This window comes from Flexivirga alba (assembly GCF_042661025.1).
Classification (GTDB): domain Bacteria; phylum Actinomycetota; class Actinomycetes; order Actinomycetales; family Dermatophilaceae; genus Flexivirga; species Flexivirga alba.
The window spans coordinates 2,192,738-2,216,106 of record NZ_JBHSWH010000001.1; the positions used below are offsets into that span (position 1 = coordinate 2,192,738).

Consider the following 23,369-nt stretch of genomic DNA (forward strand, 5'->3'; position numbering starts at 1 on the left):
CGAGGTCGTGCTTGGAACTCCCAAGCGGGCAACTACTTTCTTGGAACCGGATCGAGCGCAACCGCAATTGCGGGTCCGGGTCACGCTTGCTCCCTGACGTGAGTCGCGGTTGCCGCTTCATGTCTCATCCGGGACAGTGCGGTGACCCCGTCGACCGGGTCAGCTGTCAGCACCGTCGACGGGCTGAGGGAGGGAACGCTGACGTAGTCGATCAGGGGATGGCTGGACTTCTGAATGTCTTCGCCCGGGGTGAAAAGCTCTTCGGAGAGCTTCTCGCCGGGCCGTAGGCCGGTGTAGACGATGTCGACGTCCTTCTTGCCGGACAGGTCGATGAGCGTGCGAGCCACGTCGACAATCTTCACCGGGCTCCCCATCTCCAGCACCATGACCTGACCATCGCTGCCGATCGCGGCGGCCTGCAGCACCAGTTGGCTGGCCTCGGGGATGAGCATGAAGTAGCGCTCGACATCTGGGTGGGTCACCGTGATGGGGCCACCACGCTCGATCTGCGCGGTGAACGCGCTGATCACCGAGCCGCGCGAGCCGAGCACGTTGCCAAAGCGGACACTCACCCAGGTGCCGTCGACCTGGTGGGCAAAACTGGCCGTGAGCCGCTCGGCCAGCCGCTTGCTGTAGCCGAGCACGCAGGAGGGGTTGGCGGCCTTGTCGGTGGAGACGTTGACGAGCGTCTCCACGCCGGCCTCCTGCGCCGCCTGGAGCACGTTGAGCGTGCCGAGGACGTTGGTCTTCCATGCTTCGAGCGGGAACTGCTCCAGCAGGGTCAAATGCTTCAGGGCGGCAGCATGGAAGACCATGTCGGGCTGCTCGCGGGTGAAGACTCTGCGCAGCGCGTCGAGGTCACGGATGTCGGCCAGGGCCAGCGTGCCGTCGTCCAGCAGAGCGCGGCCGGTCAGACTCATTTGCACCGCATGGAGCGCCGACTCGTCGCGGTCCAGCAGGATCAGCCGCTCGGGGCCGAAGCGGGCGATCTGACGGGCCAGTTCGGAGCCGATCGAGCCGCCGGCACCGGTCACCAGGACGGTCCTGCCCGAGATGGACGCGGCGATGGCGGTCTCGTCGAGGCTGACCGGTCGTCGGCCCAGCAGGTCCTCCAGGTTGAGCCGGCGCAGATCCTGATGCTGTGGCCGGTGGCCGAGAAGCTCGTTGACAGTCGGGAGGATGAGCACACCCAGGCCGGCGCGCTGAGCATCCTCGCGCAGTGCCCGGACCAGATCGGCGTCAGCGGACGGTGAGGCGATCACCAAAGAGGTCGCGCCACTGATCGACGCGACGGTCATGAGGTCGTTGCGGCCACCCTTGACAGACACGCCGTCGATCTTCAGCCGGCGCTTACGCGGGTCGTCGTCGAGGATGGCGATCGGGGCGTAGTGCGAGTCGTTGTCGCGCTGCATCGCGCGCACCAGGCGGCGGCCGCCGTCACCGGCGCCGAAGATGATGACCCTCTCGACGCCGTCCGCGGTGGCGGTGCGGCCCCAGCGGTAGGAGCGGATCACGAACCGGAGTGTGAACATGCCGATCAGGGCCAGCGCGGGCACCATCACCGCGAGACTGCGCGGGACCGCCGGAAACCACGGAGACAACAGGGCGAGCAGGATGAGCACTGTCGCCGTGAGGACGATGGCGTAGCCGATCGCCACAGTCTCCTCGAAGGAGCCACGCACATGGTCGATCCGATAGGGGCCGACAAGGATGCCGGCGATCAGGTAGGCCGCCGCGGCGACGATGGCGAACTTCACGACGGCGGTGTTCGCGGAGTCTGCAACATCGAAGTCATAGCGCAGCCAGGCCGCCCAGAAAGTGGCGACGACGACAAGCATGGCGTCGGCACCGGCCCACGCGGTTTGCACCGTGCGCTCGCGCGCCGAGCTGCCGAGGAGCGCGGACGGAGCCCGAACGGCGTGGTCAGCGGGTGCGGAGTCGGGCATGCCGGCCCCTTTCTCCAACAGCGACCTCGGCGGGCGCGGCCTGCTCGGACTCGGCGAGCCCGGGGTTGGCGGGCACGGTGCGCGTCGGCACGTCGGTGCGGGTCGAATATCCGTAGGAATAGTCGTAATAGCCGGCAACCCGGTTGCCGCGCGGCACCCGGTTGAGTGTCACACCGAGCAGTTGCGCGTCCACGGCTTCCAGCGACTCCAGCGCAGTGGTCACCTGGTCGCGAGTCACCAGACCGCTGCCCACCACCAGGACAGCGCCGTCCGCGATGGTGCTCAGCAGTGCCGCATCCGTCACCGGCAGCAGCGGCGGCGCGTCGATGAGCACGTAGTCGAAGCTGTCGCGCAGCTTGTCCAGCGTCGCGCGCATCGCACTGGAGCTGACCAGCTCGCTGGGGTTCGGCGGGAGCGCGCCGGCGCCGAGCACGGCGAGCTTGCGCTTGCCGAAGGGCTGCAGCACGTCCGCGAGCTCCGCCTGGTCGATGAGCACGTCGGTGAGGCCGACGCCGCCCTCCATGCCGAGGTATTCGAGCAGACGAGGACGGCGCAGGTCACCCTCGATGAGGCAGACGCTGGCGCCCGTGTCGGCCATGACCAGGGCGAGGTTTGCCGTGGTCGTCGTCTTGCCCTCACCCGCCAGCGACGACGTCATGACGATGGTGCGGGGGTGATTGGCCGCATCCACGAAGCGCAGGTTGGTGCGCAGGGACCTGAATGCCTCGGCGCGCGAGGAGTGTGGGTCGGTCTGCACGAGCAGCGGGTGCTTCGGTGCGTCGCCGTCAAACGGGATCGCGCCGATCATGGTGAGGTCCTCGGAGAGCTCCTCGATGTCCTCCTTGGTGCGGACCTTGCTGTCGAGCGTGTGTCGCAGCACGGCCAGGCCGAAACCGAGCAGCAGGCCGAGGATGAGGCCGAGCGCGAGGTTGCGGGTCGGCTTGGGGCTGACGGGGGAGCGGTTGATCACGGCATTCTTGGTGACCGTCACCTTGACCGGGCTGGCCTTGTCCGCGGACACGCGCTCGAGATTCTGGGCGGTCTTGGGGAACTGCTCGCCGATAGCCGCCGCGATCTGCTGAGCCTGGTGCGGGCTCCGGTCCGTGACGGTGACGTCAATGAGGACGGTGTTCGGCGGAACGGTCGCAGTGACCTTGCCGGCAAGGTCACTCGCCGTGCCGGCGATGTGCAACTGCTTCATCACCGGATTGAGAACCACTGGCGCGTTGACCAGCTGGGTATAGGACGTCACCCGGGCCTGGCTGAAGGTGCTGCCCGATGCCAGCTGTGCCGCGTTGCTGGAATCGGACGTCGAGACGAAGAATTGCAGGCTCGACGAATACTGCTTCGGCGTCAGCAAGCTGTAGGCCTGTGCCAGGAGCAGGACGACCAACGTGGTCACGACGACGGTTTTCCAACGCTTCCGCAAGATCCGAAGATAACTACGCAGGTCCATGAGATCCTTCCGGGGCGGCAAAACCAATACATTCTGCAACACGAGGTGTCATTTTTCACAGGTGGCCGAAAAGGATGGTACAGGGTTACCGCAGTTGAACATAGCTACGCGAACGTTACTTAGAGCCGCAGGTGCCATTCGGTAGTGTGCCGGGGGCTTACGGGTTCGGTGAAGAACAGGTAGGAAGTTGCGGATGAAGCTGTCGCTTGCTGGTGGGGTCGTCGGTGTGCTCGTCGTGGTCAACGCGGCGGCCTTCGTCGCGGTCGAGCAGCATTTTCAGGTGGCGACCGGCCAGGTGGCTGCCGGCCCGTCCAGTGCCCAACCTGCCGCGGCTGACGTGGGTGCGTCGTCTCCGTCGGCAAACGTGCCCGCGAAGTCCACCACTCCGCCGGTTGTTGCGCACCTCGGGGCGCCGAGCGTCGTCGTGACCGCAGTGAACGCGACCCGCGCATGGCGCGCTGCGAACTCGGGCGGGTGTGCCGGGTCGGTGCAGGTGCAGGCGACCAAGGACGGCGGCGTCACCTGGACGACTCTGGCGGCGTCACCCGCAGGGACGGCGGACGGCATCGGCATCGACGGCAACGGTCACCTCCAGCTGAGCGGCCAGGCGGCGAACGGATGCACACACAACGTGTGGACCCTGGATACCGGCGCCTGGTCCGCGTCGACGAGCCCGGCGTCGTGGGCGCCCGCGGGCGCACAGAGCCCTGACGTCATACACAACGGGCATCGGGCGAAGGCGTGCGACGCGGGCTCGGTGATCGACCTCGCCGTCGCCGGCGACACCGCCGACGTGCTGTGCTCCACCGGCGCGGTGCGTGCGGTGCCGGCGGGCGGCGCAGCGAAGACGATCTACCAGTCCGCCGATGCCCTCAGCATCGGCACCACGAAGGACAACTCACTGGTCGTTGCGCAGACCGAAGAGGGTTGCGACGGCGTCGAACTCGCCACGGTGTCCGGTGGCTCCGCGAAGAAGATCACCTGCGTGCAGGGCGCGAGCAAAGCCGTGGATCTGACCTTCGCCGGCAACCACGGCTGGCTGGTCGCCGCGCACAACACCTGGACGGGCGGCACGTCCGGCGACTGGTCGAAGAGCTGATCGACGTCAGCTGTCCAGCTGCAGCCAGCTCTGCCAGCCGGCGTGCAGCACCAGCCAGGCGATGAGGCCGTAGCCGGCCTGACCGGGGTGCATACCGTCACCGGACGCGAGGTCTGCATGCCACTGGTCGTGGCCGAGCAGCGGGCGGAAGCAGTCGACATAGGTGACGCCACGGCGTGAGCAGACGTCGGACTGTGCGTCGACGAGGATCTGCAGCCGGTCGTTGGTCTCGGCGTCGATCGTCGGGGCAGGCCCTACGACATACGAGGAAATGGCCGAGGACGACGCGTCGTCCAGGATGTTGGCGAGGTTGAGCCGCGAGCGCGCGGTCGTCAGGCCCTGCGCGATGTCGTTGAGGCCGACGCTGACCACCAGGCGGCGTTCGTTGGCCTTCGCCCAGCGCGGCTCGCACTCCTCCTGCCACCGGGCCAGCACGTCGGTCGAGCTCTGGCCACGGATGCCGAGGTTGTAGCTGGCCAGATCGATGCCCGAATGCGGTGTGCGGGCGACCACTCGCGAGACCCAGCCGAGGGCCTTCGGGTCGCCCAGGCCCGCGACGAAAGAGTCGCCGACGAAGCAGAGGCCGACCCGACGGTCGCCCTCGGACACGTGAAAGCGCGTGGTCGGGCTGAACTCCGGATCGCCGTCGTGGTGGTTTGTCACGTGGGCCATTCTCACTCATCCTCGTCGTCGAGTCGGGCAAGCCAGGTCGCGAGTCGCTCGACGGGAGTCTCGAAGTCCGGGTTGAGATCGACGAAGGTTCGGAGTTGATCGGCCAGCCAGCCCAGCGTGACGTCCTCGTCACCGCGACGGGTGGCGAGCTCTTCGATGCCTCGGTCCGTGAAGTACATGGCCCTTATTGTGGCGGGGAGGGGAGTGATGCGTGGCGGGACCTCGAAGCGGTCGCGGTCTCGATACGCTCCTTCGTCGCTACTCGACCCGCTTGGGGGGTCTGGATACGCTGCGTCGTTCCTCAGCAGCTACTCGACCAGCTTGGGTGGCGCTGCTCGACCTGCTTGAGCAAGGAGTGCGGATGTCAGCGGATGTCATTGTGGTCGGGGCCGGCCTCTCCGGGCTGTATGCCGCAAGGGAGGTGCTCCGGGCCGGGCTTGAGCCGTTGGTGCTGGAGGCGGACGACCGGGTCGGCGGGCGGATCCTGACCCAGCAGGTCGCGCCGGGCATCGACGTCGAGATCGGTGCGCAGTGGATCGGCGACACGCACCACCGGATGCGCGCACTTGCCGCGGAACTCGGCATCGGGACCTTCGCGCAGTTCGAGGAGGGCGAGGCGACATACGAGCTGCTCGGCTCGCCGGTGTTGCGCGAGAACGAGTTCCACGCCGCGCACCGGCACGAGCTGGCCGCGCTCGATCAGGCGCTGGAGCGGTTGGACGAGCTGTCCGGACAGGTGCCGCTGGAGGCGCCGTGGGACGCCGAGCGCGCGGCCGAGTGGGACGCCGTCACCGCGGCGCGTTGGCTTGACAGTCAACAACTTCCGCCTGTTGCCGAGCGGTTGCTCGAGATCTGCACGGTCGGCATCCTCGCCGTGCCGATGGCCGAGGTGTCGCTGCTCGACATGCTCTACAACCTGCAGACATGTGGTGTCGGCGCGCAGCTCTTCGCCGAGTCCGAGGGCGGTGCGCAGACGACCCGCTTCGATGGTGGGACCAGCCGCATCCCGCAGGCGCTCGCCGAATCACTAGGTGACAGAGTGCTTCTCGGGCAACCGGTGATGCTGATCGAGCGCGACGAAACGTCCGTGACCGTGCACTGTCGTGGGGGACTGGTCGCCCGAGGACAACACGTGATCGTCGCGCTCTCGCCCACGCTCGCCTCGCGCATCATGTACGACCCGCCGCTGCCCGGCGTCCGTGACCAGCTCACCCAGCGGATGCCGCAAGCCTCCGCGATGAAGGCGTTCCTGACGTATGACGAACCCTTCTGGCGCGCCGACGGCCTGAGCGGACAACTCATTTCGGACATCGGACCGTCGCGTATGTCGAACGACACCAGCCCGGCCGATGCGTCATACGGGCAGGTGCTGATGTTCCTCGAAGGCGAGCAGGCGCGCACCTTCGGACGCTGGCCGGAGGCCGAGCGGCGCGAGGCGCTCATCGCCGAAGCGGTGCGGCACTTCGGTCCGCGGGCGGCTTCGCCGACGCACTATGTCGACGGAGAGTGGTCCGATCGCCCGTGGACGCGAGGGTGCTACAACGCGAACATGGGGCCGGGGGTTTGGACGAACTTCGGGCGTGCGCTCACGCCGCCGGTCGGGCCGATCCACTGGGCGTCGACGGAGACGGCCACGCGTTGGAGTGGCTACATGGAGGGTGCGCTCGATGCCGCCATACGGGCAGCGGGTGAGGTGGCGACGCAGCTTCGCCGGTAGGCGGTTGGGCTGCGGGACCTCGAGACGGCCGCTCGTGCCTCGCGACCTCCTCGGCCGGCTTGGGGTGTGGGGCCTCGAGACGGCCGCTCGTTCCTCACGGCCTCCTCGGCCACCTTGGGGGTGTGGGACCTCGAGACGGTCGCGGTTTCGATACGGTTCCCCCGCTCCGCTCCTCCACCTACTCAACCCGCTTGGGGTGCGCGGCTCCTCGGCCGGCTTGGGTGTGGGGCCTCGAGACGGTCGCGGTTTCGATACGGTTCCCCTGCTCCGCTCCTCCACCTACTCAACCCGCTTGGGGTGCGCGGCGCCTCGGCCACCTTGGGGTGCGGATTCCGTACCCCTGAAAGTGGCGTCATTCCGCCCTTTGTCCATGCCTTGGTACTCGGCGCAACGAAATCCGCGTTTCGTTGTCGCGGGATGGCAGACGTGCCAGGATTCTCCAATCCTCCGCGGAAGGGTTCCCCTTGACCAGATCCTCCGGTGCGTCGCGCTCGCTCGACCGTCGCTCCGTCCTCAAATGGGGCGCTGCCGGTGCCTTCGGCGTCGGCAGCGTCGCCGTGCTGCCGGCCTTCGGCACGCCCAGCCTCAAGCAGAGCCCGGCGTCGTGCCGGGCACGCGACCAGTCCTCGGACAAGCGGCTGAACGTGTCCAACTGGCCGCTCTACATCGACCAGCCCGAGAAGGGCTCGAAGACCAAGACCACGATGCAGGACTTCGAGGCGCAGACCGGCATCAAGGTCACCTACACCGAGGACATCAACGACAACGACGAGTTCTTCGCCAAGGTCAAGAACCAGCTCGGCGGCTGCCAGAGCACCGGGCGCGACCTGATGGTCCTGACCGGCTGGATGGCGGCCCGGATGATCAACCTCGGCTGGATCCAGCCGCTGGACGCGTCCAAGGTGCCCAACCTGCACGAGAACCTGCTCGACCAATACCGCCACGTCGACTTCGACCCGACCCGCAAATACTCCGCGCCGTGGCAGGGCGGGCTGGCCGGCATCGCCTACAACAAGAAGGTGCTGCCGGGAGGCGTGCACAACGTCACCGACCTGCTCACCCGGCGCGACCTCAACGGCCGCATCTCGGTGCTGATCGAGATGCCCGACACGATGGGCCTGGTGCTGCTGTCCGACGGCTCCGACCCGTCGAATTTCACCGACGCCCAGTGGCAGCAGGCGATCGAGAAACTGCGAAAGTCCCGTCAGAGCGGGCAGATTCGCGCCTTCACCGGCAACGAATACATCAACGACCTGTCCGCCGGCAACCTCAAGGCGTCCATCGCCTGGTCCGGTGACATCGCCGCTTCGGGTGACAAGAACCTGGTGTTCGTGACGCCCGAGGAGGGCGCCATGATCTGGTCGGACAACATGCTGGTCCCCAACATGGCGCAGCACGAGCTGAACGCCGAGGAGTGGATCAATTACTACTACCAGCCCGAAGTGGCCGCGCGGCTCGCGGCATACAACAACTACATCTGCCCGGTGAAGGGTGGCCAGGAGGCGATGGCCAAGGTCGACAAGTCCCTGGTCAACAACCAGCTGATCTTCCCGTCCGAGAAGACGCTGAAGCAGACGCACTCCTTCATGACCCTGCCCGAATACAAAGAGCGCAATTACAAGGGAGACTTCAATGACGTCCAAGGCGGATGAGGGTGGCAGAGACCTGCGAATCTCGCAGCTGACAAAGGAATTCGCCACTTTCACCGCCGTGAAGGAGCTCGACCTGGTCGTCCCACAGGGTTCCTTCTTCGCGCTGCTCGGCCCGTCCGGCTGCGGCAAGACCACGACGCTGCGGATGGTCGCCGGCCTCGAGCGACCGACGTCGGGCAGCATCCACCTCGGCGATTTCGACATCACCTACGAGAAGCCCTACCGGCGCCCGGTCAACACCGTCTTCCAGAGTTACGCGCTCTTCCCGCACCTCACGATCGCCGACAACGTCGCCTTCGGGCTGCGGCGCCGCGGCAAGAAGGAAGTGAAGCCGGCCGTCGACCAGATGCTCGAGCTGGTCGAGCTTCAGGCGCAGGCGAAGAAGAAGCCGGCCCAGCTCTCCGGTGGCCAGCAGCAGCGGGTGGCGCTCGCGCGTGCGCTGATCAACCGACCCGAGGTGCTCCTGCTCGACGAGCCGCTCGGCGCGCTCGACCTCAAGCTGCGACGCGCAATGCAGTTGGAACTCAAGCGGATTCAGACCGAGGTCGGCCTCACCTTCGTCCACGTCACCCACGACCAGGAGGAGGCCATGACGATGGCCGACACCATCGCGGTGATGAATGGCGGAGTCATCGAGCAGATGGGTGCGCCCAACGAGCTCTACGAGAACCCGAAGACCACCTTCGTGGCCAACTTCCTCGGCCAGTCCAACCTGATCGCCACCACCATCCACGGACACGAGGGTGACTTCGTTGTCGGCGACATGCACGGCACCAAGGTGTCGGTGCGGGCCGACCGTGCACACAGTGACTCGGGGAGGGCTGGCTCGGCATACGCCCGGAGAAGGTGCTGATCGCTCCCGAGGGTGAGGCCATCGACGCACCCGGCAACACGCTCAACGGTGGCGTGATCACCGACGTGAGCTTCATCGGTGTGAGCACCCAGTACCAAGTGCGTATGCCGTGGGGCAAAGAGCTGATGGCGTTCGAGCAGAACACCGGCGCTCGGGGCCTGCTCGCCCCGGGCACGAAGGTCTCGGTGTCCTGGCGGCCGGAGTACGCGTTCCTGCTGGACGCCAGCCAGGACGTCAATGCCGGCATCGAGGACGACTAGTGAAACGCAAATACACCGGCTACCTGCTGCTCACGCCGGCAGCCATCTGGCTGGGGTTCTTCTTCGTCATACCGTTCTATTCGCTGGTGTCCGCGAGCCTCTTCAACCCCAAGGGCTCGATCAACACCGGCTACCACATGACGTGGCACTTCCAGAACTTCCCGGCCGCGATCGACAAGTACTGGCCGTTCGTCCTGCGCTCCCTCGTGTATGGCGTCATCGCCACCCTGCTGTGCCTGCTGATGGGCTACGTCCTCGCCTACGCGATCGCCTTCAAGGCCGGTCGGTGGCGCAACCTGATGCTCGTGCTGGTCGCGGCGCCGTTCTTCACCAGCTTCCTGGTGCGGACGCTTTCCTGGAAGCTGATCCTCGGCGACGACTCGGTCATCGTGAACTCGCTGAAGACGGTGCACGTCCTCGGGCACAACGGGCACCTGCTGGCAACGCCCGTCGCGGTCATCGCCGGACTGACCTACAACTTCCTGCCGTTCATGGTGCTGCCGCTCTACGCCAGCCTGGAGAAGATGGACCCACGGCTGATCGAAGCCGCCTCCGACCTGTATTCCACTCCGGTCAAAGCGTTTTGGGGGTCACCTTCCCGCTCTCGCTGCCCGGCGTCGTGTCCGGGACACTGATGACTTTCATCCCCGCAACCGGTGACTACATCAACGCGCAACTGCTCGGCAGCCCGAACCAGCGGATGGTCGGCAACGTCATACAAGACCTGTTCACCACGAGCAACGACTATGCCGCTGCGGGCGCGCTGTCCGTTGTGCTGATGGTGATCATTCTGGTGATGGTGATGATCTGGATCCGTAAGAGCGGGACGGAGGAACTGGTATGAAAACTCTGCGCCGTTTCATCGCCGACAGGTTCGCCCTGGTTATTGGGCTGCTGGTGCTCGCCTACATGCTGCTGCCGATCGCAGTCGTCGTGCTGATGAGCTTCAACGACAGCAGCAAGAACCGCAATCTGTATTCGTTCCAACGCTTTACGACGAACAACTGGACCAACATCTGCGGTCCGCAGGGCATGTGCTCGTCGCTGAAGACGAGCCTGTGGATCGGCGTCGTCGCGACCGCGATCTCCGTCGCGATCGGCACGATGGCGGCGTTCGCTTTGGTGCGGCACAAGTTCGCCGGGCGGTCGCTGGCCAACATCGTGATCTTCCTGCCGATGGCCTCGCCGGAGATCGTGATGGGTTCGTCGCTGCTGGCGCTCTTCGTGTCGCTGCACCAGAGCGCTCACCTCGGCGGCATCACCATCCTGATCGCGCATGTGATGTTCTGTCTGTCGTTCGTGATCGTGACCGTCAAGGCGCGGCTCGGTGGCATGAACGAAGACCTCGAGAGTGCGGCGATGGACCTGTATGCCAATGAACGCCAGGCCTTTTGGAAGGTCACCTTCCCGCTGGTCCTGCCCGGCATACTCGCGGCATCACTGTTGAGCTTCTCGTTGTCGTTCGACGACTTCATCATCACCAACCTGAATGCCGGCCAGACCACGACGTTCCCGATGTTCGTGTGGGGCTCTGCGCAGCGCGGCGTTCCCATGCAGGTCAACGTGATCGGCACGATCATGTTCATGCTCGCCGTGGTCCTGGTGCTGATGGGTGACGTCTTCAGCAGGCGGTCCAAGCGCGCCAAAGCCTGACCACCCATGCGGGTCGAGCGCACCCAAGGTGGTCGAGTGCCGGAGGAGCGCAGCGGGGGAGGTGTATCGAGACCAGGGTCGAGCCCGCATCGAGACCCACCCTGCGGGTCGAGCGTCGCCATTGACGCTCGAAACCGCGGCTGACGGTCGAGACAGCCATTGACTCCGCAGCTGCGCAGTCAATGACCGTTTCGACCGTCAACCGTGGCCGCCTGCTGCGTGACGTACACAAGCGGCGACGGTCGCCGGTTAGTACGCGTTTCGGGGGCGGCTGCGTACATAAGCGGCGACGGTCGCCGGTTCGGGGACAGAGCGCGAACCAGCAATCGTGCCGCACGTGAAGACCGTGGACGCCATACATCTGGCGTCGGCGCTGCAGTCCGGACTGGAAGATCTCGTCATCGTCAGTCACGGCAGGAACATGTCGCATGTCGCCCAGGAACTGGGGTTCGAGGTGTTCGACCCGGTCGAGGGCTGACAGCTGTTGAGCAGCATACGAATCGGGCCGCACACGGAAATCCGTGTGCGGCCCGATTCGTTGCTGGTTCGCGGTCTCGATACGGCCTCGCCTAGCGGCTCGCCCTACCCATCGAGACGCCCGCTCGTTCCTCACGGGCTCCTCAGGGCGACGCTCGACCAGCTTTAGCGGTCGAAGGCCTGCTTCATCAGCTGCTCGCGCTGCTCGTCGTGACGCTTGTGCGAGCCGGTGGCCGGAGCCGCCGCGGCCGCACGGGAGACCAGCCGCATCGGGCGGGTCTCGCCGAGCGGAGCGAGCAACTCCGGCAGGTTGAGTGCCATGAACGGCCAGGCGCCCTGGTTCTTCGGCTCGTCCTGCACCCAGACGATCTCAGCGTGCGGGTACTTGGCCAGCTCGTCGGCGATCTCCTGCGCCGGGATGGGCGCAAGCTGCTCGACGCGCACGATCGCGGTCTGGGCGTCGCCACGGTTGGCGCGCTCGGCCTCCAGGTCATAGACCACCCGCGACGAAGCGAGCAGAACCCGGGTCACGTCCTCCGGCTTCGGCGACTCGTGGTCGGACATCACCGGACGGAAACGACCCTGCGTGAAGTCCTCGGTGTTGGAGGTCGCGGCCTTCAGACGCAGCAACTGCTTCGGTGTGAAGACGATCAGCGGCTTGCGCGGGCGAGCCGCCGCCTGGCGACGCAGCAGGTGGAAGTATGACGCCGGCGTCGACGGGTAGGCGATCGTCATGTTGTCCTCGGCATACAGCTGCAGGAAGCGCTCGATGCGTGCCGAGGAGTGGTCGGCGCCCTGGCCCTCGAAACCGTGGGGCAGCAGCAGCACGACCGACGAACGCTGAGTCCACTTCTGCTCACCGGAACTGATGAACTCGTCGATGATGGTCTGCGCGCCGTCGACGAAGTCGCCGAACTGCGCCTCCCACAGCACGAGCGCGTCCGGACGTTCGACGGAGTAGCCGTATTCGAAGCCGAGCGCGGCATATTCACTCAGCAACGAGTCGTAGACCCAGAACCACGCCTGGTCACTGGACAGGTAACGCAGCGGGGTCCACTCGTTGCCGTTGGTGTGGTCGATCAGCACCGAGTGCCGCTGCACGAACGTGCCGCGGCGGCTGTCCTGACCGGCCAGCCGCACCGGGGTGCCCTCCATCAGCAGCGAACCGAACGCGAGCAGCTCACCCATCGCCCAGTCGACGCCGCCGCTGGTCGTCATGTCCGCACGACGCTGCATCAGCTTGGCGAGCTTCGGGTGGACGGTGAAGCCCTCCGGCGGGTTGGACCAGGTCTTGCCGATGGTCAGCAACTCGTCGCTGCTGATCGCGGTGTCGAAGACACTGCCGTCGGCGCGGTTGTCGTCGGCCTCCTGCGCGGACGGCCGCTCCAGGCCGCCGTGGCCCTCGGCGTCGGTGCCGACCGAGCTGTCGGCGGCGGGCGCGGACAGCTCCTGCTCGGCGGCCTTGGTCTCGGTGAAGACGCGCTCCAGCTGCTTCTGGTAATCCTTCAGCGCTGCTTCGGCCTCGTCGGGCGTGATGTCACCGCGACCGATCAGTGCCTCGGTGTAGAGCTTGCGGACACTGCGCTTGGCCTCGATGAGCTTGTACATCATCGGCTGGGTCATCGACGGGTCGTCGCCCTCGTTGTGACCACGGCGGCGGTAGCAGACCATGTCGATGACGACGTCACGGTTGAACTTCTGCCGGTATTCGTAGGCCAGCTCGGCCACCCCGACACACGCCTCCGGGTCGTCACCGTTGACGTGGAAGATCGGCGCCTGGATCATCCGGGCGACGTCCGTGCTGTATGTCGAACTGCGGCTCTGCGACGGTGCGGTGGTGAAGCCGACCTGGTTGTTGACCACGATGTGGATCGTGCCGCCGGTGCGGTAACCGCGCAGCTGCGACAGGTTGAGGGTCTCGGCGACGATGCCCTGACCGGCGAACGCTGCGTCGCCGTGCATCAGGATCGGCAGCACCGTGAAGTCGGCGCCGGCCAGGTTGATGCGGTCCTGCTTGGCGCGTGCGATGCCCTCGAGCACCGGGTTGACCGCCTCCAGGTGGGAGGGGTTGGCCGCGAGGTAGACGCTGACGCTGTTGCCGGCGTCGGAGGTGAAGGTGCCCTCGGTGCCGAGGTGGTATTTCACGTCACCGGAACCCTGCACCGACTTGGGCGACTGCTGGTCCTCGAACTCGCGGAAGATCTGTCCGTAGGACTTGCCGGCGATGTTGGCCAGCACGTTGAGGCGGCCGCGGTGCGGCATACCGATGCAGACCTCGTCCATCTTGTCGTCGGCGGCCTCGGAGATGATCCGGTCGAGCACCGCGATGGCCGACTCGCCGCCCTCGAGCGAAAAGCGTTTCTGGCCAACGAATTTCGTCTGCAGGAAGGTCTCGAAGGCCTCCGCGGCGTTGAGCCGGCGCACGATGCGAAGTTGCTCGGCGCTGGACTGCTTCTCGTAGCCCTTCTCGACCTTGCTCTGCACCCAGGCGCGCTGCTTGGGGTCCTGGATGTGCATGTATTCGATGCCGATCGAGCGGCAGTAGGCGTCCCGCAGGATGCCGAGGATCTCGCGCAGCTTCAGGAACGGCTTGCCACCGAACCCGCCGGTGGGGAACGTGCGGTCCAGGTCCCACAGGGTCAGGCCGTGCGTGGTGACGTCGAGGTCGGTGTGCCGGCGCTGCTTGTATTCCAGCGGGTCGGTGTCGGCCATCAGGTGGCCGCGCACGCGATAGGAGTGGATCAGCTCCTGCACCCGGGCGACCTTGTTGATGTCGTCGTCGTGCCCGGCGTCGATGTCCTGGACCCAGCGGATCGGCTCGTAGGGGATCTTCAGCGACTGGAAGATGTCGTCGTAGAAGCCGTCGCCACCGAGCAGCAACTGGTGCACCACGCGCAGGAACTCACCGGAGACCGCGCCCTGGATGACGCGGTGGTCGTAGGTGGAGGTAAGCGTGATGATCTTGCTGACCGCGTTGTTGTTGAGCGTGTCGGAGCTGGCGCCCTGCCACTCCGCGGGGTATTCCAGCGCGCCGACACCGATGATCGCGCCCGCGCCCTTCATCAGGCGGGGGATCGAGTGGACCGTGCCGATGCCGCCCGGGTTGGTCAGGCTGATCGTCGTGCCGGCGTAGTCCTCGAGCGTCAGCTTGTTGCCGCGCGCCTTGCGGACCATTTCCTCGTATGCCGCCCAGAACTGCGCGAAGTCCATCTCCTCGGCGCCCTTGACGCTCGGCACGACAAGGGTGCGCGAGCCGTCCGGCTTCGCCAGGTCGATGGCCAGGCCGAAGCCGACGTGACCGGGCTTGACCAGGGTCGGCTTGCCCTTCTCGTCCTCGCCCAGGGCGTAGTTCATCTCCGGGATCAGCTTCAGCGCGCGGATGATCGCGTAGCCGATCAGGTGGGTGAAACTGACCTTGCCGCCGCGGCTGCGCGACAGGTGGTTGTTGACGACGATCCGGTTGTCGATCAGCAGCTTCGCCGGGACCGCGCGCACGCTGGTCGCGGTCGGGACCTCGAGGCTGGCCTCCATGTTGGAGACGATGCGGGCGGCGACGCCCTTCAGCGGGACGCTCTGGTCCTCGGCCGGGTCGACCTCCGGGACCCTGGGGGTGGCTGCGTCGCGCGCGATGACCTTGGCTTCCTTCAACTCCCAGTCCCGGGGTTGGGCCGCGGCGCGTCCTTCGGGGCATGCCGTGCTGCGCCCTTGGGCGGCTCGGTCGTTGCGGGGTTGCTCTTGGCGGCCGGGCTCGTGGTGATTGAGCTCTTGGTCTCTGGGCTCTTGGTCTCGGCAGGTGCCGCTGCGGTCGTCCCCGACGACGCAGTGGCTGTCTGCTGGCCGTTGCCCGACTCCGGTGCGTTCGGCGTGCTCGGCTGGTAGTCCGCGAAGAAGCTCCACCACGCTTTGTCGACGGAGTTCTTGTCCTGCTTGTACTGCTCGTAGAGTTCGTCGACGAGCCATTCATTGGGTCCGAATGTCGCGAGCGGGTCAGGCGACTGGGGTGACACGCGAATGCGCCTCTTTCATCAAGGTCGGCACGGCCGTGCTGAGGTGTCGGCTGTGCGGTTTCGGGTGTATGGCGACGGGGATCGCCATACGGGCCCAGCCTAACGCTCACCAAGTCTGAAACCACAGCAGGTCTGCGGCGTGTGCTATGGCGAGATTTCCCGACATCCGGGGCGTGTCGGGTGGTGGCGCGTCGGATAGCCGGCCGGGTCGCCGACGGTGTTGTAAGTTGCGACATATCGCGTTTACGATTGACGCGATATGTCGTGACCGACGAACGAGGAGAAACGACATGGCGCAGCAGTGGGAGCTCGACGGGCCGAAGGTGCTCGACGTCGGCGGCGAGGGCGAGCGCGTCGACCGGCTGACCGTGGCGTTGGTCGGCGGGCACGTCGATGTCGTGACGCATGATGCACCGACCGCGCAGGTCGAGGTGCAGGAAGTCGTCGGACCGCCACTCAAGGTGACCTGGAACGGTCACAAGCTGGAGATCAGCCACGTCAAACATGACGGCGGCAACCTGTGGGAGACGCTCAAGAACTTCGGCGGCGGGTCGATGCAGATCAAGGCAGTGGTCTCGGTCGCCATCCCGCGCGACGCCCGGACGGACATCAACACCGTGAGTGCCGGAACGGTGGTGAGCGGCATACATGCTCGGACTTCGCTCAACACGGTCAGCGGTGATGTGACCGCGGACGACATCGACGGTCGCATGGAGATCAATGGCGTGTCAGGCACTTTCGAGGGCCGCAAGCTGTCTGGACGGCTCGAGGCCAACACTGTCTCGGGCAGTATCACCGTGCAGGACAGCGTCCTCGACCCGGTCGAACTCAACGGTGTGTCCGGCGACATCACCCTCGACCTGACCAACAACAGCACGCGGGTCGAGTCCAACACGGTCTCCGGTGACGTGACTGTCCGGGTTCCTGCAGGCGGTGGCTATCGCGTCAAGGTGTCCACGATGAGCGGCGCCGCGATCGTCGACGGCGTGAAGCTCGGCGGCAAGTGGCACCGGGGCGGCGAGGCGCGGGACGGGGACGAGTCGCTGCGCCTGGAGGCATCGTCGGTGTCCGGCGACGTGGTGGTGCTGCGTGCCGAGCCGGTCGCGGGCGGGCCGTCGCTCACGAAGGATCCGCAATGAGTCCGGTATTCGCTCATGGGCAGCTGCGGCTCTACCTCTTGTCGTTGCTCAACGAAGGGCCGCGGCACGGCTACGAGATCATGCGCGATCTCGAGCAGCGCTTCAACGGTCTCTACACGCCGAGCGCCGGCACGGTCTACCCGCGCCTGGCCAAACTCGAGGAAGAAGGCCTGGTCAGCCGCGGCGACGACGGCCGCAAGGTGACCTACACGATCACCGATGCGGGCCGGGCCGAGGTCACCGCGCGAGAGTCCGACCTGGGCGACCTGCAGGACGATCTCGACCGGTCGGTGAGCCAGCTCGCCGACGCTGTGCGTTCGCGGGTCAAGGGCGATGCGGCCGACCTGCGAGCCGAGCTCAAAGCTGCCGCGCAGGAAGCGCGTCGAGTCGCCAGGCCCGCGACCGGCGGCTCATCGATGAGCGGACGCGCCGGCGGCGAGTTCGAGCTCGCCATCAACGAGTTGCGGCAGAGCGCCCGCAAGGTGATGCGCTCGCGCCATACGAGTGAAACGGTGCGCTCCGAGGCACTCCGGATCGTGCACGAAGCCCAGCGCCAGATCGACCGCCTGAAGTAGCTCCCACTTGCAGAGGTGGCCGAGGAGCTCGTGAGGAACGAGCGACCCCCAAGGTGGCCGAGGAGCTCGTGAGGAACGAGCGACCCCCAAGGTGGCCGAGGAGCTCGTGAGGAACGAGCGACCCCCAAGGTGGCCGAGGAGCTCGTGAGGAACGAGCGAGCGTCTCGAGGTCCCGACCCCCAAGGTGGCCGAGCCGGGGGTGTATCGAGATCGGCTGGGAGCCTCGATACGGGCTTGCCTTGGGGCTCGCCCTACCCTTCGATACGCCGCTCGTACCTCGCGGCTACTCAGGGCGGCGCTCGACCACCTTGGCGGCATGAAACTATGTGCGCGACATGTTGCTGCAATGGCTCCTCATCCTCGCCGGGGTCGTGCTGACCATCGGCACCGCTCTTTTCGTTGCCGCGGAGTTCAGTCTGGTCGCCCTCGACCGCCCGACAGTGCAGCGTGCCATCGACGATGGTGACGTCCGCGCCGGAGCCGTGCTTGCCGCGCTGCGTCGGCTCTCGACACAACTCTCTGCCGCCCAGGTCGGCATCACGATCACCACGCTGGTGCTCGGCTATCTGGTCGAGCCGTCGCTCGGCGCCCTGCTGGAAGGCCCGCTGGAATCGATCGGTGTCTCCGGGGCCGCCTCCGCAGCGGTCGCCACCGTCGTGGCGCTGGTCATCGCGTCGCTCTTCTCGATGATCTTCGGTGAATTGATCCCGCAGTTCCTCGGCATCTCCGCGCCGCTACAGGTCGCGAAGGTCGTCGCCGGACCCGTGCGAGCCTTCGCCACCGTGACGAAGCCGTTGATCGTCATACTCAACGGGTCGGCGAACGCCGTGCTGCGTCGCTTCGGCATCGAGCCGCAGGAGGAGTTGAGCGCGGCACGCACGCCGCAGGAGTTGTCTTCGATGGTGCGTCGTTCGGCAGAGGCCGGGACGCTGGAGGAGGGCACCGCGCGACTTCTCACCCGGTCGCTCAACTTCGGTGAGCGGACCGCTTCCGACGTCATGAGCCCTCGCGTGCGTTGTGCGTATGTCGAACGCGACGCCACCGCCACCGATGTGGTGGATCTGGCTCGTAACACTGGACATTCGCGCTTCCCGGTGATCGGCAACGACTGGGACGACGTCGTCGGCGTGGTCCACGTCAAGAAGGCCATCGCGGTGCCGCAGGACCGCCGCGACGACGTGCCCGTGACGGCACTGATGATCCGGCCCGTACTGGTGCCGGAGACGATGCTGCTCGACCCGCTGCTGCTCCTGTTGCGCGCCGGTGGTTTCCAGTTGGCGATCGTGGTCGATGAGTATGGCGGCACCTCCGGCGTCGTCACGCTCGAGGACGTCATCGAGGAGATCGTCGGCGAGGTCAGCGACGAACACGACCCGCGGGTGGACGTGAGTCGCCTTCTGCCCGATGGGTCTTGGACGGTCCCAGGCCTCTGGCGGCCGGACGAGGTACACGACCGGATCGGCGCGACGATCCCCGAAGGCGCCTACTACGAGACCGTCGGTGGCTTCGTGATGGCGACCGTCGGGCGCGTGCCCCAGGTCGGGGATGAAGTCATGCTCGACGGGTGGTCGCTGCGGGTGGTCGTCATGGATGGCCGGCGGGTTGATCGGGTGCGAATAGCCCCCGTCATACAGGGGATTCCGAATGAGCCTCATCCTGTCGCTCGTCTTCCTGTTGGGCAATGCGTTCTTCGTCGGCGCCGAGTTCTCGGTCATGGCCGCGCGGCGCTCGCAACTGGAGCCGCTCGCGGCGTCCGGTTCGAGGCGCGCGAAGCTGAGTCTTGAGGCGCTGGAGAACGTTTCGTCGTTGCTGGCCTGCGCGCAGTTGGGCATCACGGTGTGCTCGGTGCTGCTGGGTGCGGTCGCCGAGGGCGCGCTGCACCATCTGATCGAGCCGCTCTTCACCAGCATTGGGGCGCCGGACGGTCTGGCGACAGTCGTGGCTTTGCTGCTGGCGCTGCTGATCGTCGCGTACCTGCACGTCGTGCTCGGCGAGATGGTGCCGAAGAACCTCGCGATCGCCGGCCCCGACCGTGCCGCGCTGGTGCTCGCGCCCGCTCTGTTGTGGGTGACGCGAGTGCTGGGGCCGATCATTCGCGCGTTGGAAGCGATCGCGAAGTGGGCGGTGCGCCGACTCGGCGTGGAGCCGAAAGACGAAGCCACATCGGCGTTTTCGGCCGAAGAGGTCGAGCTGATCGTCGCCGAGTCGCAGCGCGAGGGCTTGCTCCCGCACGAGCAGTCCGCGCGGGTGCAGGGTGCGCTGGAGTTCACCGACCGAGTGGCTGCCGATGTCGCGGTGCCGGTCGACGAGCTGATCACTGTGTCGGTCGGTGCGACACCGGAGGACATCGAGCGGCTCGTCGCCAAGCACGGCTTCTCGCGATATCCCGTGCTCGACCGCCGCGGTGTCATCGCCGGGTATGTCCACCTCAAGGACGTGCTCTATGCAACCGAGGAGGCGTATGCCGAGCCGGTGCCGCCCCGTCGCATCCGGCCGCTCGCGACGGTCGCTCCGACGGACGAGGTCGACGACATGCTCGTGACGATGCAGCGCAGCGGCGCGCACCTCGCACGAGTCGTGGACAGCGCAGCCGCCGAGGTGCTCGGAGTGGTCTTCCTCGAGGACGTGCTCGAAGAGCTCGTCGGTGAGGTCGACGACGCCACCCAGCGCTAGCCCCCACAAGCTGGTCGAGTGCCCTTCCCAAGCTGGTCGAGTGCCCTTCCCAAGCTGGTCGAGTGCCTTCCCAAGCTGGTCGAGTGCCCGGGGGAGCGAAGCGGAGGAGGGTGTATCGAGACTCCGGGCCTTCGCACCCCCATGCCGAGTGAGGGCTAGATCCGGCCGTCACTCGGCGAAGAAGCCGTCATTCGCGAGAAGTCAGCGCAACGGTGTCCGGGCGCACCGCGCTAGCGTGGCGATGAATCCCGATGGAGGAGAAGCCATGCCGGCATACCCCGTGCTGCTGCACACCGTCATCGATGCGCGCAACTGCCGGGCGCTCGCCGAGTTCTACCGACAGCTGCTCGGGCTGCGCTACCGCGACGGTGAGGAGCCACCGCCGGCTGGCGTCGCTGATGACGCCGACTGGCTCGTGCTGCTCGATAGCGCGGGGGAGCGCGTGCTGACCATCCAGGAGAAGAGGACACCACGCCGCCGACCTGGCAGGCCGAGGACGTGCCGATGCAGCTGCACATGGACTTCAAGGTGCCCACCGTCGCGGAGCTTGAGCGCCATCGCGAGCGAGCCCTGGAGTTGGGTGCCCGCGTCCTCCATGACCGCTCGGGCGATGACGGTGAGCCGCTCTACGTGCTGGCCGATCCGGCCGGGCATCCCTTCTGCCTGTTGGTGCAGTGACCAGGCGCGCCATAATCAGAGTCGCCCGATCCGACTGTGGCTCAAGGCAACCCATTGCTTCCGGTGAGCCACGCCTGCAGCGTCGCCGCCTCTGAGCGCAATACGGACGGGTCATCGTCGGGCACGAACTCCAGCAGCAGATCCAGTGGCGGCACCCGCTCACGGAGCAGCGCGATCACGCCCTGCCAGAGGTCCGCCCGTTCGGCGAGTGGCAGTCGATCCGCGAACGGCCACCACGAGAAGACGTGCACCGCGCACACTCGATCGACCAGCCGACGCAGTCCGTCGATCGCTTCGGCGGCCGGCTCGTCGACCCGTGGCTGCCAGTAGGTCGCCAGGTTGTCATGCCCGACCTCGTCCAGCAGGCGCAATGTCGACTCGACCGTGTCGGTCAGCGTGAGTCGGTGAAACTCGAGCCCGATCTGTATGCCGCTGGCGGCGCCCACCTCCGCAGCGTGCCGCAGATCCTCGATGACTCGGCGGCGTTGCGGCGCGGGGCATTCTGCGGACCCGACCGAACCGGCCCACACCCGGATCCGCAGTGCGCCGAGCCTCGTTGCGGCTGAGGCCAATTCCTCGATCGATGGAAACGATCCGCGTTCGCCTGCGCGCCAGTAGCTGCCATAGGAGCTGACGGTGAGTCCGGCGTTGACGGTGCGCGCGCGGACTTCGTCGAGGGCACTCGGGTCGCCGGCTGGTGCGTGCACGTCCGAACCCCACTCGATGCGGTGGAGTCCCGCCGCGGCCGTGACCGCGACGAGGTCGGCGGGCGGCAGTTGGCGGAACGTCACCGAGCAGATGCCGGAGTGCTCGATCCAGTCCTCGGACGCGGACGTGTCTGGCATGGTCCAAGGCTAGGCCGAGCGCGCTCGCGTGGGGTCAGCCGGCTTTCGCCTGCGTGCCAACGGCTTCGGCGGCTTCCTCCATCGCCAGGTCGGCATTGATCTGCGCGCCGGCCATCGCACCCGCCGCGGCCGCAGCACCGACCTGAGCCGACAGATCGGTGATGTTCCCGGCCGCCCAGACGCCAGGCGCGTCGGTGCGTCCGGCCGGATCGGTGGCGAGGTAAACGCCCATGCCGGAAGGGTGTTCGGTGAGCGTGAGGCCGAGCGAGGAGAAGATCTCTCCGCCACGAGCGACCATGTGAGTGCCGACCGCGATCACCTCGCACGGCACGACGCGACCGTCCGCCATCGCCACTCCGGTGACTGCATCGTCCGTGATGGCGACTGACTGCGGCCTGCCCTCGGTGATCCGCACACCGCGCGCGGCGAGCTGCGCGAGTTGCTCTGCCGGGAAGTCGATTCCGTTGCGCAGCAACACGACTCGGTCGGACAGTTGCCGCCACAGGAGCGTCGTGTGGAACGCCATGGGCCCGGTCGCGAGGACCGCGATTGCCTGGTCGCGGGCCTCCCAACCGTGGCAGTAAGGGCAGTGGACCAAGTCTCGACCCCAGCGCTCGGCCAGCCCTTCGACATCGGGGAGTTCGTCGACCAGGCCGGTGGCCAGCAGGATCCGGCGGGCACGAGTCACGCGGCCGTCGGCGAGCGTGATCGCGAATCCTGTGTCGTTGCGGGTGATTTCGGCTACCTCACCGGATGTCACGGTGCCGCCGTAACGGAGCACGTCCGCGGTGCCGCGGCGCAGGTATTCGATGGGCGGCATTCCGTCATACCCGAGCAGGCCGTGGATTCCGTCTGCCGGCGCGTTGCGTGGAGCGCCGGCGTCGATCACGGCCACCGATCGTCTGGAGCGGCCGAGTATCAGTGCTCCGCTCAGTCCGGCCGCGCCACCACCGATGACCACCGCGTCGTAGTCAGTGCTGAGTTCGTCTGTTTTCGTCATACGGACAGGGTGCGGCGACCGACGCGCTACTAGCAAATTGTATTGCTGTTATGGCAAACTGTCTTGTATGGCGACAACGGATCTCGAAGCTGCACTGATCGCCGTCGGCCCGCGGCTGCGACAACTACGCGAGCAGCGCGGGCTGACCCTGACCGACGTCGGACTGTCGACCGGGGTCGCGGTGAGCACGCTGTCGCGTCTCGAGTCCGGCGGGCGACGCCCGACGCTTGAACTGCTGCTGCCGCTGGCGAAGACCTATCAGGTGACCCTCGACGAGTTGGTCGACGCGCCACCGACGGGCGACCCGCGAGTCAACCTGCGAGCGATCAAGGTTCACGGTATGACGATGCTGCCGCTCAGCCAGCGGCCCGGCGGCATCCAGGCTTACAAGATCATCGTGCCGCGCAGGCGGGGTCGGCATGTCGAGCCGGACCTCAAGACGCACGAGGGCTACGACTGGCTCTACGTGCTCAGCGGCAAGCTCCGGCTCGTGCTCGGCGAGCACGACCTGGTGTTGCAGCCCGGCGAGGTCGCCGAGTTCGACACCCGCACGCCGCACTGGTTCGGCGCCGCCGGGGAGGAGCCGGTCGAGTGCCTGAGTCTTTTCGGCACCCAGGGGCAGAAGGCGCACGTGCGCGCGCAGCCGCGGTCGGCACGGTCCGACTGA

Annotated in this window: 22 protein-coding genes and 1 pseudogene; 15 read left to right on the forward strand and 8 right to left on the reverse strand. The window is 66.7% G+C overall.

Features of this window, described 5'->3' with window-relative positions; translation table 11 throughout:
- Nucleotides 1–80: 80 nt before the first annotated feature.
- Both ACFQDH_RS10855 and ACFQDH_RS10860 read right to left on the reverse strand, forming a co-directional pair.
- Complete coding sequence (locus ACFQDH_RS10855) at nucleotides 81–1,946, reverse strand: polysaccharide biosynthesis protein (RefSeq protein WP_382401170.1); 1,866 nt, start codon at nucleotides 1,944–1,946, stop codon at nucleotides 81–83.
- Nucleotides 1,924–3,375 carry a tyrosine-protein kinase domain-containing protein gene (locus tag ACFQDH_RS10860; RefSeq protein ID WP_382401172.1) on the reverse strand — a complete coding sequence of 484 codons (1,452 nt, stop codon included), beginning with the start codon at nucleotides 3,373–3,375 and terminating at the stop codon, nucleotides 1,924–1,926. Before ACFQDH_RS10860 ends, ACFQDH_RS10855 begins: the two co-directional genes overlap by 23 nt.
- 220 nt (nucleotides 3,376–3,595) lie before the next feature.
- On the opposite strand from ACFQDH_RS10860, the gene ACFQDH_RS10865 reads away from it, so the two are divergent.
- A complete protein-coding gene (locus tag ACFQDH_RS10865) occupies nucleotides 3,596–4,501 on the forward strand; it encodes a hypothetical protein (protein WP_382401174.1) in 906 nt (301 codons plus the stop codon).
- A 6-nt stretch (nucleotides 4,502–4,507) separates the two neighbouring features.
- On the opposite strand, the gene ACFQDH_RS10870 is transcribed toward ACFQDH_RS10865, so the two are convergent.
- On the reverse strand, nucleotides 4,508–5,164 hold the full coding sequence (locus ACFQDH_RS10870) for a GDSL-type esterase/lipase family protein (protein ID WP_382401176.1): 657 nt from the start codon (nucleotides 5,162–5,164) through the stop codon (nucleotides 4,508–4,510).
- A gap of 11 nt (nucleotides 5,165–5,175) precedes the next feature.
- Entirely contained in the window at nucleotides 5,176–5,352 is a 177-nt protein-coding gene (locus ACFQDH_RS10875) for a DUF6104 family protein (RefSeq protein WP_382401178.1), read from the reverse strand.
- Nucleotides 5,353–5,534: 182 nt separating this feature from the next.
- Here ACFQDH_RS10875 and ACFQDH_RS10880 point away from each other — a divergent pair, with 182 nt between their 5' ends.
- From ACFQDH_RS10880 to ACFQDH_RS10915, 8 genes are all read left to right on the forward strand, one after another.
- Nucleotides 5,535–6,890, forward strand: coding sequence for a flavin monoamine oxidase family protein (locus tag ACFQDH_RS10880; protein ID WP_382401180.1), 1,356 nt, complete (start codon nucleotides 5,535–5,537; stop codon nucleotides 6,888–6,890).
- A gap of 464 nt (nucleotides 6,891–7,354) precedes the next feature.
- Complete coding sequence (locus tag ACFQDH_RS10885) at nucleotides 7,355–8,542, forward strand: ABC transporter substrate-binding protein (protein WP_382401182.1); 1,188 nt, start codon at nucleotides 7,355–7,357, stop codon at nucleotides 8,540–8,542.
- Nucleotides 8,523–9,395 carry an ABC transporter ATP-binding protein gene (locus tag ACFQDH_RS10890; RefSeq protein ID WP_382401184.1) on the forward strand — a complete coding sequence of 291 codons (873 nt, stop codon included), beginning with the start codon at nucleotides 8,523–8,525 and terminating at the stop codon, nucleotides 9,393–9,395. Before ACFQDH_RS10885 ends, ACFQDH_RS10890 begins: the two co-directional genes overlap by 20 nt.
- On the forward strand, nucleotides 9,389–9,655 hold the full coding sequence (locus ACFQDH_RS10895) for a TOBE domain-containing protein (RefSeq protein WP_382401186.1): 267 nt from the start codon (nucleotides 9,389–9,391) through the stop codon (nucleotides 9,653–9,655). The genes ACFQDH_RS10890 and ACFQDH_RS10895 overlap by 7 nt, the downstream gene beginning before the upstream one ends.
- On the forward strand, nucleotides 9,655–10,290 hold the full coding sequence (locus ACFQDH_RS10900) for an ABC transporter permease (protein ID WP_382401188.1): 636 nt from the start codon (nucleotides 9,655–9,657) through the stop codon (nucleotides 10,288–10,290). Before ACFQDH_RS10895 ends, ACFQDH_RS10900 begins: the two co-directional genes overlap by 1 nt.
- Nucleotides 10,290–10,499 (forward strand): hypothetical protein, encoded by a 210-nt coding sequence (locus tag ACFQDH_RS10905; RefSeq protein ID WP_382401190.1) that lies wholly within the window; start codon nucleotides 10,290–10,292, stop codon nucleotides 10,497–10,499. Before ACFQDH_RS10900 ends, ACFQDH_RS10905 begins: the two co-directional genes overlap by 1 nt.
- Nucleotides 10,496–11,308 (forward strand): ABC transporter permease, encoded by an 813-nt coding sequence (locus tag ACFQDH_RS10910; RefSeq protein WP_382401192.1) that lies wholly within the window; start codon nucleotides 10,496–10,498, stop codon nucleotides 11,306–11,308. Before ACFQDH_RS10905 ends, ACFQDH_RS10910 begins: the two co-directional genes overlap by 4 nt.
- A gap of 337 nt (nucleotides 11,309–11,645) precedes the next feature.
- Complete coding sequence (locus ACFQDH_RS10915; RefSeq protein WP_382401194.1) at nucleotides 11,646–11,786, forward strand: PIN domain-containing protein; 141 nt, start codon at nucleotides 11,646–11,648, stop codon at nucleotides 11,784–11,786.
- Between the two features lie 164 nt (nucleotides 11,787–11,950).
- Here the strand turns inward: ACFQDH_RS10915 and ACFQDH_RS10920 are convergent, their stop codons facing one another.
- Both ACFQDH_RS10920 and ACFQDH_RS10925 read right to left on the reverse strand, forming a co-directional pair.
- Nucleotides 11,951–15,745, reverse strand: coding sequence for a multifunctional oxoglutarate decarboxylase/oxoglutarate dehydrogenase thiamine pyrophosphate-binding subunit/dihydrolipoyllysine-residue succinyltransferase subunit (locus ACFQDH_RS10920; protein WP_382401196.1), 3,795 nt, complete (start codon nucleotides 15,743–15,745; stop codon nucleotides 11,951–11,953).
- Nucleotides 15,703–15,792 (reverse strand): annotated as a pseudogene (locus tag ACFQDH_RS10925) (hypothetical protein); the annotation flags it as partial. The gene ACFQDH_RS10920 and the pseudogene ACFQDH_RS10925, both read right to left, overlap by 43 nt.
- Nucleotides 15,793–16,082: 290 nt before the next feature.
- On the opposite strand from ACFQDH_RS10925, the gene ACFQDH_RS10930 reads away from it, so the two are divergent.
- The 5 genes from ACFQDH_RS10930 to ACFQDH_RS10950 all read left to right on the forward strand — a co-directional run bounded on the left by ACFQDH_RS10930 (nucleotide 16,083) and on the right by ACFQDH_RS10950 (nucleotide 20,857).
- Nucleotides 16,083–16,931: a DUF4097 family beta strand repeat-containing protein gene (locus ACFQDH_RS10930; protein ID WP_382401198.1), complete on the forward strand. Its 849-nt coding sequence runs from the start codon at nucleotides 16,083–16,085 to the stop codon at nucleotides 16,929–16,931.
- Nucleotides 16,928–17,506: a PadR family transcriptional regulator gene (locus ACFQDH_RS10935; RefSeq protein WP_382401200.1), complete on the forward strand. Its 579-nt coding sequence runs from the start codon at nucleotides 16,928–16,930 to the stop codon at nucleotides 17,504–17,506. The genes ACFQDH_RS10930 and ACFQDH_RS10935 overlap by 4 nt, the downstream gene beginning before the upstream one ends.
- Nucleotides 17,507–17,844: 338 nt before the next feature.
- Nucleotides 17,845–19,290 carry a hemolysin family protein gene (locus ACFQDH_RS10940; RefSeq protein ID WP_382404844.1) on the forward strand — a complete coding sequence of 482 codons (1,446 nt, stop codon included), beginning with the start codon at nucleotides 17,845–17,847 and terminating at the stop codon, nucleotides 19,288–19,290.
- Nucleotides 19,181–20,179, forward strand: a complete 999-nt coding sequence (locus tag ACFQDH_RS10945; protein WP_382404845.1) for a hemolysin family protein — start codon at nucleotides 19,181–19,183, stop codon at nucleotides 20,177–20,179. The genes ACFQDH_RS10940 and ACFQDH_RS10945 overlap by 110 nt, the downstream gene beginning before the upstream one ends.
- Nucleotides 20,180–20,683: 504 nt before the next feature.
- On the forward strand, nucleotides 20,684–20,857 hold the full coding sequence (locus tag ACFQDH_RS10950) for a VOC family protein (protein ID WP_382401202.1): 174 nt from the start codon (nucleotides 20,684–20,686) through the stop codon (nucleotides 20,855–20,857).
- 41 nt (nucleotides 20,858–20,898) lie between these two features.
- Here ACFQDH_RS10950 and ACFQDH_RS10955 read toward each other — a convergent pair whose 3' ends face one another.
- Nucleotides 20,899–21,702, reverse strand: a complete 804-nt coding sequence (locus ACFQDH_RS10955) for a sugar phosphate isomerase/epimerase family protein (protein ID WP_382401204.1) — start codon at nucleotides 21,700–21,702, stop codon at nucleotides 20,899–20,901.
- Nucleotides 21,703–21,736: 34 nt separating this feature from the next.
- Entirely contained in the window at nucleotides 21,737–22,702 is a 966-nt protein-coding gene (locus ACFQDH_RS10960) for an NAD(P)/FAD-dependent oxidoreductase (protein WP_382401206.1), read from the reverse strand.
- Between the two features lie 67 nt (nucleotides 22,703–22,769).
- Between ACFQDH_RS10960 and ACFQDH_RS10965 the strand changes: the two genes are divergently transcribed.
- On the forward strand, nucleotides 22,770–23,369 hold the full coding sequence (locus ACFQDH_RS10965; RefSeq protein WP_382401208.1) for a helix-turn-helix domain-containing protein: 600 nt from the start codon (nucleotides 22,770–22,772) through the stop codon (nucleotides 23,367–23,369).

Excerpts from the sequence above, each read along its gene's own strand:
- ACFQDH_RS10855 (WP_382401170.1), bottom strand. The coding sequence starts at position 1,946 with ATGCCCGACTCCGCACCCGCTGACCACGCCGTTCGGGCTCCGTCCGCG.
- ACFQDH_RS10865 (WP_382401174.1), top strand. The coding sequence starts at position 3,596 with ATGAAGCTGTCGCTTGCTGGTGGGGTCGTCGGTGTGCTCGTCGTGGTC.
- ACFQDH_RS10875 (WP_382401178.1), bottom strand. The coding sequence starts at position 5,352 with ATGTACTTCACGGACCGAGGCATCGAAGAGCTCGCCACCCGTCGCGGT.
- ACFQDH_RS10880 (WP_382401180.1), top strand. The coding sequence starts at position 5,535 with ATGTCAGCGGATGTCATTGTGGTCGGGGCCGGCCTCTCCGGGCTGTAT.
- ACFQDH_RS10890 (WP_382401184.1), top strand. The coding sequence starts at position 8,523 with ATGACGTCCAAGGCGGATGAGGGTGGCAGAGACCTGCGAATCTCGCAG.
- ACFQDH_RS10905 (WP_382401190.1), top strand. The coding sequence starts at position 10,290 with ATGACTTTCATCCCCGCAACCGGTGACTACATCAACGCGCAACTGCTC.
- ACFQDH_RS10910 (WP_382401192.1), top strand. The coding sequence starts at position 10,496 with ATGAAAACTCTGCGCCGTTTCATCGCCGACAGGTTCGCCCTGGTTATT.
- ACFQDH_RS10920 (WP_382401196.1), bottom strand. The coding sequence starts at position 15,745 with ATGGCTCGTCGACGAACTCTACGAGCAGTACAAGCAGGACAAGAACTC.
- ACFQDH_RS10930 (WP_382401198.1), top strand. The coding sequence starts at position 16,083 with ATGGCGCAGCAGTGGGAGCTCGACGGGCCGAAGGTGCTCGACGTCGGC.
- ACFQDH_RS10935 (WP_382401200.1), top strand. The coding sequence starts at position 16,928 with ATGAGTCCGGTATTCGCTCATGGGCAGCTGCGGCTCTACCTCTTGTCG.
- ACFQDH_RS10950 (WP_382401202.1), top strand. The coding sequence starts at position 20,684 with ATGCAGCTGCACATGGACTTCAAGGTGCCCACCGTCGCGGAGCTTGAG.
- ACFQDH_RS10955 (WP_382401204.1), bottom strand. The coding sequence starts at position 21,702 with ATGCCAGACACGTCCGCGTCCGAGGACTGGATCGAGCACTCCGGCATC.
- ACFQDH_RS10960 (WP_382401206.1), bottom strand. The coding sequence starts at position 22,702 with ATGACGAAAACAGACGAACTCAGCACTGACTACGACGCGGTGGTCATC.
- ACFQDH_RS10965 (WP_382401208.1), top strand. The coding sequence starts at position 22,770 with ATGGCGACAACGGATCTCGAAGCTGCACTGATCGCCGTCGGCCCGCGG.